9 protein-coding genes are annotated in these 9,786 nt (G+C 50.3%); 3 read left to right on the forward strand and 6 right to left on the reverse strand.

All coding sequences use genetic code 11. From position 1 onward, the window contains the following. Nucleotides 1-155 precede the first annotated feature (155 nt). Nucleotides 156-821, forward strand: coding sequence for an ERCC4 domain-containing protein (locus KDK14_RS06455; protein ID WP_257264197.1), 666 nt, complete (start codon nt 156-158; stop codon nt 819-821). Between the two features lie 31 nt (nt 822-852). Here the strand turns inward: KDK14_RS06455 and focA are convergent, their stop codons facing one another. Beyond that, a complete protein-coding gene (gene focA, locus KDK14_RS06460) occupies nt 853-1,707 on the reverse strand; it encodes a formate transporter FocA (RefSeq protein WP_257264198.1) in 855 nt (284 codons plus the stop codon). Between the two features lie 352 nt (nt 1,708-2,059). On the opposite strand from focA, the gene KDK14_RS06465 reads away from it, so the two are divergent. Then, nucleotides 2,060-2,569 (forward strand): hypothetical protein, encoded by a 510-nt coding sequence (locus KDK14_RS06465; RefSeq protein WP_257264199.1) that lies wholly within the window; start codon nt 2,060-2,062, stop codon nt 2,567-2,569. A gap of 6 nt (nt 2,570-2,575) precedes the next feature. On the opposite strand, the gene KDK14_RS06470 is transcribed toward KDK14_RS06465, so the two are convergent. The 3 genes from KDK14_RS06470 to KDK14_RS06480 form a co-directional block, all read right to left on the reverse strand. Then, nucleotides 2,576-4,039 (reverse strand): S41 family peptidase, encoded by a 1,464-nt coding sequence (locus KDK14_RS06470; RefSeq protein WP_257264200.1) that lies wholly within the window; start codon nt 4,037-4,039, stop codon nt 2,576-2,578. Nucleotides 4,040-4,164: 125 nt separating this feature from the next. Continuing rightward, nucleotides 4,165-5,286 (reverse strand): murein hydrolase activator EnvC, encoded by a 1,122-nt coding sequence (locus KDK14_RS06475; protein ID WP_257264201.1) that lies wholly within the window; start codon nt 5,284-5,286, stop codon nt 4,165-4,167. A gap of 241 nt (nt 5,287-5,527) precedes the next feature. Continuing rightward, nucleotides 5,528-6,592 (reverse strand): hypothetical protein, encoded by a 1,065-nt coding sequence (locus KDK14_RS06480; RefSeq protein WP_257264202.1) that lies wholly within the window; start codon nt 6,590-6,592, stop codon nt 5,528-5,530. Between the two features lie 129 nt (nt 6,593-6,721). Here KDK14_RS06480 and KDK14_RS06485 point away from each other — a divergent pair, with 129 nt between their 5' ends. Beyond that, entirely contained in the window at nt 6,722-7,690 is a 969-nt protein-coding gene (locus KDK14_RS06485) for a ribonuclease Z (RefSeq protein ID WP_257264203.1), read from the forward strand. A gap of 173 nt (nt 7,691-7,863) precedes the next feature. On the opposite strand, the gene gpmM is transcribed toward KDK14_RS06485, so the two are convergent. Both gpmM and KDK14_RS06495 read right to left on the reverse strand, forming a co-directional pair. Beyond that, nucleotides 7,864-9,414, reverse strand: coding sequence for a 2,3-bisphosphoglycerate-independent phosphoglycerate mutase (gene gpmM, locus KDK14_RS06490; protein ID WP_257264204.1), 1,551 nt, complete (start codon nt 9,412-9,414; stop codon nt 7,864-7,866). An 85-nt stretch (nt 9,415-9,499) separates the two neighbouring features. Beyond that, nucleotides 9,500-9,786 (reverse strand): hypothetical protein (locus tag KDK14_RS06495; RefSeq protein ID WP_257264205.1); only part of this gene is annotated, 287 nt, incomplete at its 5' end.

The raw sequence follows: 9,786 nt of genomic DNA on the forward strand, positions 1-9,786 counted from the left end.
CATATGGAATCGTATATTTCTGGCTACTTGGGCTGGTACTATGCGAGGCACAACGGAGGAAGCATAGCCGTAGCTATGTGACCGGAGTTGTAACGAAGCAGAGTGCCGGCACAAGGAGTCAGAAATATATGATTTCATATGGTTAGCTACTTACTATGCATAATATTGTGATTGACATTGATTATCGGGAAAGGGCTTCAGGAATTATTGACACTTTGCAGGATCGGGAAGGTGTTGTCGTGAACACCGTCTTTCTTGACAATGGTGATTATAAAGTCAACAACCACTGGCTGGTTGAGCGGAAAACGCTGATCGACCTGGCTGCCTCCATTATTGATGGCCGGTTATTCCGGCAACTGAGCCAGTTTTGCTTTCCTTATCGAAAAGTTTTATTGATTGAGGGGACTGCTGGCATGTTGTGCTCATCCGGTATACGACGAGAGTCTATTCAAGGGGCTCTGGTTACAGTGTCACTGTATTTTGGTATTCCTGTACTTCGTTCCATGAACCCGGATGAAACCGCTGCATTACTGATTATGATGGGGCGACAGTGGTGCAAGTTCCGAGGGGTTATGAATTCTGCAGGTATTGGTTCCCGGCCTGTGCCATCCAAAAACCCTGTCCGGCAAGCGTTAAATATGCTGCAGTGTTTGCCGGGTGTTGGCTCGCTGAAAGCCCGGGCCCTGTTGCAGAAATTTGGCTCGATTGAAGCCGTCTTGTTGAGTACGGTTGAAGAGCTGGCACAAACCCGGGGGATTGGCAGAAAAACAGCGCAGGGCATCAGGCAGATGGTGATGCATTCCCACGCAGAAACTGAATGACCACATCAGGGGTCATTCTGTGAAGTACTGACTAACCTTTAGCACGAAGGTACACAAACCACTTGCTCAAACCCACCATCACACCACCGCCGATGATATTACCGATGGTTACCGGCAACAGATTCATAAAGATGTTGCTCAGGTTAATCACGTCGAAATCGGCAGCGGTGTAACCAATCGCCTGCCAGAACTCCGGGCCCGCCAGGGACTTGATCATATAGCCCACAGGCAACAGGTACATGTTAGCTACGGAGTGCTCAAAACCGGCGGCAACAAACGCCGCTACCGGCAGAATGCAGGCCATCATTTTACCGGCAGCCGTGCGGGCACTCAGGCTCATCCAGTAGGTCAGGCAAACCAGCAGATTACAGAGAATGCCCAGGATCAGGGCCTGGAAGAATGGATAGCCCAATTTGGCCTTGGCAATATACATGGAGGAGAGACCTACCTGACCATTGCCGCCTTCCCAGACACCGCCGCCAACAATCAGCAGGGCAAAGAGAATGGAACCGATAAAGTTACCAACGTAAACCAGCCCCCAGTTTTTAACAATGTTACGGAACTTCAGTTTACCCGTGGCCTTGCCCATCAACAGCAAAGTGCTGCTGGTAAACAGTTCGGCACCGCAGAGCACCACCAGCATCAGGCCGGTACTGAACGCAATACCGCCCACCAGTTTCGACATACCGTAGGGCATACCCTGGGCACCGGCCACCACCACGGAATAGAACATACCGGCAATGGCTATAAAGACACCGGCCATAATGGCCAGAATCACGGTTACCTCAGGGTGTTTTTTGGCTTTGCCGATAACTGCCTGCTCAGCCAGCTTTGCCATTTCCGCAGGGGGAACTGCGCCATAGTTGGGCATATTTTGAATTTGCATGGGGGTTATCCACAGCTAATCGATGTTGGCGCCAAGTCTATCAGTGAGATGGTTCGGGCATCAGAATGGTAAATTCACCGGATATTGCGGGAAATACTTGGTGCATGCTTTGTACAGTCCATGAAATGGATTCAGTGAACAAAAACTGTGCAATAAAAAATAGATAAAGTTTGTGCAAAAGAACAGTTGAATCTTGTGATAAATACAGAGAGGATAAAGTGCGCTGTCATAAAAAAGTTATTCAATATCCACGGGCACAAAGCAAACAGTTTTCCAGTTTTTCATGACCAATGGTTAAAAGGTTGGAGTGAAATTGCCATGAGCATGAGAGAGTTGCCATGAGAGAGTTACCATGAATAGTCACCTGCTAATCATTGCCCTGGGATTAACTGTCCTGAGCACTGCACAGGCAGACGACAATGGGCATATTACTGGTACTGTTGACCTGGTGCCTGAGCAGCATGCTGCAGGTTCCCGGGATAAAGCCCCCTCTTCTACCGTAGAACTCAGCAACCAATCATTAAGCCCTTCCGACAACACCAAAGGCCTGCGCATTGATTATCAACCATTTGATAACAACTTCAGTATGTCTGCCGCCAGCTTTCATCGTTCATCCGGGGATTGGCAGAGTGTCCGCTATAACAACAAGACCTACCTTGGTGTAGGCTGGAAGAAAATGGTGGATCAGGCGCGTCTTGGTGTTCGAGTGGATATTGGCGCTGTTTATGAAAACAATGAGGGGAGCAATCTTGCAGCCCCTACAGTCAATAGTTTGAAATCCATCTCAAGAAATAACTTCGATGAAACGACAACTGCCCGTTGGCAGCCCGTTATAAGTTTTGGGGTTTCCTATCGTTTTTAGGCTTCCTTATGGCGTGGTTTTCATAGGCTTGAGCGCAGCAGTCTTCTTTTCTTCTGGTGCAACCACTGCAACCGCATTGATGTGCATCCCTTTTAATACGTTCAATGCCTGATTCAGCTGATAATCCTGGGCCAGCAGCTGTGCTGTCTCTTGTTCTGCCTTATTGGCTTTGGCTGTTTTGCTGTTGGATACATCATCTTTATTGCCATTGCTGAGATGCCGCTGCAAATCAGCTTCCTTATACTGCTGTGGGGCATCAATCGGGGTTACCTTGGCACGCGGAACCACAATATCCGGTTTAATACCTTCGGCCTGGATGGATCGGCCATTGGGGGTATAATACAAGGCAGTGGTCAACTTTAATCCCTTGGCTGAATCCACACTCAATGGCAATACGGTCTGTACCGACCCCTTGCCAAAAGACTCGGTTCCCATCAACACAGCCCGTTTATGATCCTGCAGGGCACCGGCAACAATTTCGGAAGCAGAGGCAGAGCCGCCATTGATCAATACCACCAATGGGACTCCCCCTGAAGGATCATCAGCCGATGCGCTAAACCTTAACTCAGAGTTTGGAATTCGCCCTTCGGTATAAACAATCAACCCTTCGCTGATAAAGGCATCAGTAACGCCAACCGCCGCCTGCAGCACCCCCCCTGGATTGTTGCGCAGGTCAAGAACCAGTCCGTGAAGCTTGCCGTCCTTTTGTTCTTTCTTGAGTTCTTTTAAGGTATCGACCAGCTCATGGCCGGTATCTGCCTGGAACTGACTGACACGAATATAGCCATAACCCGGCTCAAGATGCCTGGCCCTCACACTCTGGACTCTGATAACCGCACGCTCCAGGGCAATCTCAAGGGGCTTCTGCGCACCCTCACGGACAATCGTCAGCTTGATGGGGGTGCCTGCTTTACCACGCATCTTATCCACCGACTCTCCCAGGCTCATTCCCTTAACCGACACTCCGTCCAGCCTGATGATTAAATCCCCTGCCTGGATGCCGGCCTTTGCTGCCGGTGTGTCATCAATGGGGCTCACCACCTTGATAAAGCCATCTTCCATGCCTACTTCAATGCCCAGACCACCAAATTCTCCGGACGTATTTTCTTCCAGCTCCTTGAAGTCATCCGGTTTCAGATAGGCAGAATGGGGGTCAAGCCCACTGAGCATTCCCTGAATGGCATTTTCCAGCAACGTCCTGTCATCGACTTCCTCAACATAGGCTTTTTTAATACGTTCCATGACTTCGGTAAATGCCCGAAGCTCATCCAGCGGCAGCTTTCCTTTTGGCTGCTCATCATGCCCGGTGTCCTGAGCTACTGGAGACTGGCTGATAATTTCAGAGACAGGAGCCTCTGGCGTCTGTCCCTCCTGAACAGCCGCATCAGCCCAGCCATTGAATGCCAGCCCGGTAGCCAGCACCAGGGCCAATGCCTTGACCAGCCGGTTAAGGTTAAAAATCAAATTCATGAATGCTCCCGAGCATTATTTAATTCAGTGAAGTATAGAAATTACTTATCGGTATCACCGTTTGAAACTACACTGGGCTACTCCCCGATAGTGGTACATGGTTTCAATGTACCGGATTCCCTTCCTCACTTTCGGCCAAGCCATAAAGATGGGTTTTGGGGTTTGCCATTCAGGCGCAACTCAAAATAGACGCCCTCGGTCTGCTGCCCACCACTTTGACCACTCAATGCCAGTGGCTCACCGGCCAGCACGGTATCACCTTCCTGTCTGAGAATGGCGTCATTGTGAGCGTAAAGTGTCAGAAAATTATCGCCATGGTCAACAATCGCCAACAGGCCGTAACTGCTTAGCCAATCGGCAAAGATAACCCGGCCATCATGAACCGCATTAACCGTCGTTCCGGATGTTGTGGCAATGAACATGCCCTGCCAGCGCATGCGTGTTTCCGGATTCTGCTCGTTGAATTTAAACAACACACGCCCTTCCACCGGCCATAACAGCTTGCCTTTGCGACTGTTGAAAGACTCGCTGTTGCCAAGCTGCCGACTGATAATGCTGGCCAGCACCTTATCCAGCTTCTGATGCTCCTGTTCGAGCTGTTTAAGCGACTTCCCGCCCTGTCGATAACGACTCGCCAACTCACTCAACCGTCGTTTACGTTCAGATTGCTGTTTGACCAGCGACTGCTTTTTCTGGTCAATCACTGTCTTTTCCTGATTCAGTCGGGTGATGATGGTTCGCCGGGCATGTTCCACAGATTTTAATTCCGCCAGGGTTTTCTCATACTCCCGGATGGATTGAAGTTGTGCCTTTTGAAAGTACTCAAGATAAACCAATTGCCGGGAGACACTGTCCGGATCTTCCTGGTTCAGCAATAGTTTGATGCGGCTGTCACCCAGACTCTTATAAAGCGATTGCAGACTGCGGGCAACCTGAACCTTCTGCCGTTCACTCTTTGCCGTCAGTTGCTGCTGACGGCTTTGGAGCTTTTTTATTTCGCCCTGCCCCTCCTTAAGGCGAGCTTCCAAAGTAATGATATCCGTGTTCAGTTGTTGAATAGCCTTATCGTTGTTCTGCAGCTGTTTCTGGGCAGAAGTACGTGCTGCATTGAGAGATTCCAATAGCTCTTTTGCCTGTTGGATATCACTTTCAATGGCCTTGATTTCTGCCTCGGTTGCCACCCGTTCATTACTGATACCCAATTGGGGAATGATTGCACAGGCAGCAAACACCAGTGCTGTGAACATTTTTTTATATCTGCCCGGAAGCAGCGATTTGAAAAGTGTCATGGGAGGCGTCTTTGGCTGTTGGCGAAAACCCTGTCAGTATGCCTGCAATTAAGGATCAGATACAGACAAGGAAAGGGTGTGCCCAATTAAATGAATGCCATGGGTGGTTTCGGCATTGGCCTCTGCCTCGATACAGACTTTTACCCTGCAAAGTCGACTTTGCTCGCTAATGTGGAGTCAGAAGTACTCTCGACTCACATTATCCTGGTGGAATGGACGGGTTATTTCCATTTATTGACTTAAGCGTCATTTTCATTGCGTGAATAATATATCTCACATTAGACACCTTATAATCTAACTGAAATCGCTCCTTGATCAGATTTCTGATATTCATCGAGGTCCATTTGCTGTCATTAATGCCAAAATCAGAGGGGTTCTGGCTTTTCAGGATTGTCTTTAGCTCTTCTTTTTGCCCGGGAGTCATGCGCAAGTGAGTACGCTTTTTGTGACAAGAGCGTTCACCTGATGTCGAACCACTTACTCTTGGCCATGTTATTGAATCCTGGATAAAGAGCCTGGACAGCTCCAGCTCTGCTCTTTTTCCAGACAAAAACTCCTGAATATAGGCTTCGAGAGTATTGTCAGTGAAGAAAGGTCTCGCTTCCTCAATCAGATCTTGATAGCGACTCAATTCATTTAAACGCTGTGAATAAATCTGTTCCTGATCATAACGATCCGGCGTCGTATGGGGGGTATAACCGTCCATATCGGCAGAAATCAGAGGATTTCCTGGCTCCCTGTTGTTTCCGGAGAAGTCAGTTCCTGCTAATGGCATTGCATGTCGCTCGAAATACTGGCGAGAACTGCAACCATCGGGCATCTGTCTTTTGGCAAGATGGGAGGTTGAAAAAGCGAAACACCGCCGGTCATCAGAGCAATGCGCAGCGGTTGTTTTTTCCTGATTTTCTGCTCCAGATAACACGGACATGGAGCTGTTTGCATTGGACAGATGATCGCGAGCACTGCTGGGTCTCGAATACTCCCTGCCAATGCATTTTTGCTGGCTTGTGACGCCCTTGCCAAAATACCCATCGGAATAAACAGCGCGGACAGCACGATGAGGCCAACCTCTCTTTTCGAAACAGCGAGTATTAGCATTAATTCTGACATCATCGGTGTCAGCCATTGCTATCCTGGGTATTACCTCTTTGCATTGATGGGTACAAAAGCAGGCTGATTCACCCACTTTGCCTTGTAACTCAACCGTGTCGTAACTTACGACGGTCGGCGTTGAAACTGAATAAGTGTATTCGGGATAAGCCATAATGAAAGTCCAGACAAAATTGATGAACATAAGTCGCATCCGTTTGACAACTCAATAGGCAAGAAATTTCATAAGTACGAAGTATTCCTCTGGTACAATAAAGCCAAAGTATGATCAAAGCAGGTGTTTATGAGACTGACTTTTCTGGGAACTTCAGCAGGAATGCCTACTACCGAGAGAAATGTCACAGCACTGGCACTGGCCATGGATGATGCCAAACGGTGGTATCTGGTGGATTGTGGTGAAGGTACGCAACATCAGCTGCTTCGCTGTCGCTATACTCTCAACAATCTCAAAACCATCTTTATTACTCATGTTCACGGCGATCACATGTATGGTCTGCCCGGACTGATTACCTCTGCCAGCATGCAGGGGCGGCAGGCCCCCCTGACTATCTGCGCACCTGACGGCGTTCAGCAGTTTGTCAAGGCGGCATTACACTATGCAGCTGTCTCGGAACTGCCCTTTAATATTGAGTTTATTCCCAGCGACCAGCCAGCTTTTCACTATCAGGATACCCGGGTTGCTGTCACGGCTCACCAGCTCTCCCACCGTGTACCAAGCTTTGCCTATCGTTTTGCGGAAAAAACAGTCAGTACCCGGCTGAACATTGAGCGACTGAATGCTCTCGGCGTTCCCAAAGGCGAGCTATGGGGGCTTTTACAAAAAGGGCAGACTATTACCCTTGAGGACGGCCGGACGATCCTCCCGGAACAGGTTTTGCAACCGCCGCCAGCCAGTCGAATAGCCATTATTGCCGGTGATAACGACCAGCCAGAACTGCTCATTGAAGCACTGCAAGGTAGCCACCTGCTAGTTCACGAAGCCACACTGACCGACGCGGCGCTGCAAAAAGCCGGGCCTGTCTGGATGCACAGCTCAGCCAGGATGGTTGCTGAAGCAGCAGAGGCCAGCGGTGTGCCTAATTTGATTCTTACCCACTTCAGCGGGCGTTATCAGCGCTCTGCCAAGACGGGTGCCAACAGTATCCACGCATTAAAGACAGAAGCTGAAACCTACTATTCGGGTAATACAGGTCTGGCCCGTGATTTCAGTACCTGGATAGTGGATAGAGACGGTCGACTGGTTGAGGCTTGATCACCGATGCCCGTAAAAGACAGCCCGCTTGTTCATTTACGGGGCGGTCCATACACCACGTGGGTGTTCGAGGTGGAACTGCTGGATATTGTCTCCTGACCGCCCACAAAGGGCAGTTGTGGATAAGTGCAGTACATAAATTATCCACAATGGGGAAGGCAGAGCCCCGGAGGCTATTCTCGGACAGCCTCCCGGTTAACCAGCAGGGACTTTCCTGACATCTCGGCAGGTTGGGCCACACCCATCAATGCCAGCAGTGTCGGCGCCAGGTCCGACAGAATACCGTCCTTAAGCTTTATGCTTTGCGGGCCAGCATACACCAGCGGTACCAGCTCACAGGTGTGGGCTGTGTGGGCCTGACCAGTTGCCGGGTCTTTCATCTGTTCGGCATTACCATGGTCAGCGGTAATCAGGCACTGGCCACCGACTTCTTCCAGGGCTTCCAGCACACGACCAATGCACTCGTCTACCGCTTCAACTGCCTTCACCGCAGCATTGAAGTCGCCGGTATGGCCAACCATGTCGCAGTTTGCGTAGTTGCAGATGATCAGGTCGTGCTCACCGCTGCGAATTTCCTGAACCAGGCGATCGGTGACTTCAGGCGCACTCATTTCTGGCTGCAGGTCATAGGTTGCCACTTTGGGCGAGGCTACCAGCACCCGTTTTTCGCCATCAAACGGCTCTTCACGGCCACCGCTGAAGAAGAAGGTGACATGCGCGTACTTCTCGGTTTCTGCAATACGCAGCTGGGTCTTGCCCAGTTTCTCCATGTATTCACCCAGCGTGTTCACCAGCTCGCCAGGCGGAAATGCACAAGGGGCATGAATGTCCGCTGAGTACTGCGTCAGCATCACAAAACCGGCCAGATCGACCACGCGGCTGCGGCAGAAGCCATCAAAGTCCTGATCAACAAACGCTCGGGTGATTTCACGGGCACGATCAGCACGAAAGTTCATAAATATCAGGGCATCGCCATCGTTCAGGCGGACCGCTTCAGCACCAATCACGGTAGCTTTGACAAACTCGTCGTTTTCATCACGCTCATAAGCCGCTTTCAAGCCTTCAACCGCGGTTGCTGCAGCAAATTCGGCCTTGCCATCGGTGATCAGATCATAAGCCTGCTGCACACGATCCCAGCGATTGTCACGGTCCATGGCGTAATAACGACCAATCAGGCTGGCAATACGGCCAATGCCTTTTTCCTGTAACAGGGCATCGAGCTTTGCCAGGGATGGTTCAGCGCTGCGCGGTGGGGTATCACGGCCATCCAGGAAGGCGTGAACATAAACTTGTTTGCCACCACGACGGGCAGCCAGTTCAACCATGGCATGGATATGGTCCTCATGGCTGTGAACACCACCCGGAGATACCAACCCCATAATATGAACGGCTTTGCCCGCGTGAATGGCTTTATCCACGACGCCGGTAATCACCTCATTGTCGTAGAAATCACCATCCTGAATGGCTTTGGTAATGCGGGTCAGCTCCTGGTAAACCACGCGGCCAGCACCGAGGTTCATATGGCCAACTTCACTGTTACCCATCTGGCCATCGGGCAGACCCACGTCCATTCCGGAGCCGGAAACGAAACTGTGCGATTTCTCTTGCCACAGACGATCCATGACCGGCGTTTTGGCGGCCAGAATGGCATTGCTGTCTTTTTCTTCACGGTAGCCGTAACCATCAAGGATGATCAGGGCGGTAGGTGTGCGCTTGTCAGTCATGGGCATCTTAACCTTGGGATCGGGAGGGCGATTGAAAAGGCTGCGCCAACAAAGGTGTCCGGGAAAAGGCTGCACGTGTGTCGTATCAGCCTGCGTCAGCGATCTTTTGAACCAACCTTGCTGGTGAGTGGAATGGCATTCTACCTGCTTTGCCGCCGGTTTCCAGTGCCATGTCTGTCTTGATCGAACAGCGCAAACTATCACACCAGAGGGCGTCAACCGGCGATATCCCCCGGAATTCTCTGAAATATTCCGCACAAACATCACCGGCAAATTTATATAGAGTTATTTTAGTTGTCGGAGGCTGTTTGTACTCACGCACGACATACAAAAAAGCACACAAATGCCCATGGCGCGTGAAAATATTTTGCA

The organism is Endozoicomonas sp. ONNA2 (assembly GCF_024606365.1).
Taxonomy (GTDB): domain Bacteria; phylum Pseudomonadota; class Gammaproteobacteria; order Pseudomonadales; family Endozoicomonadaceae; genus Endozoicomonas.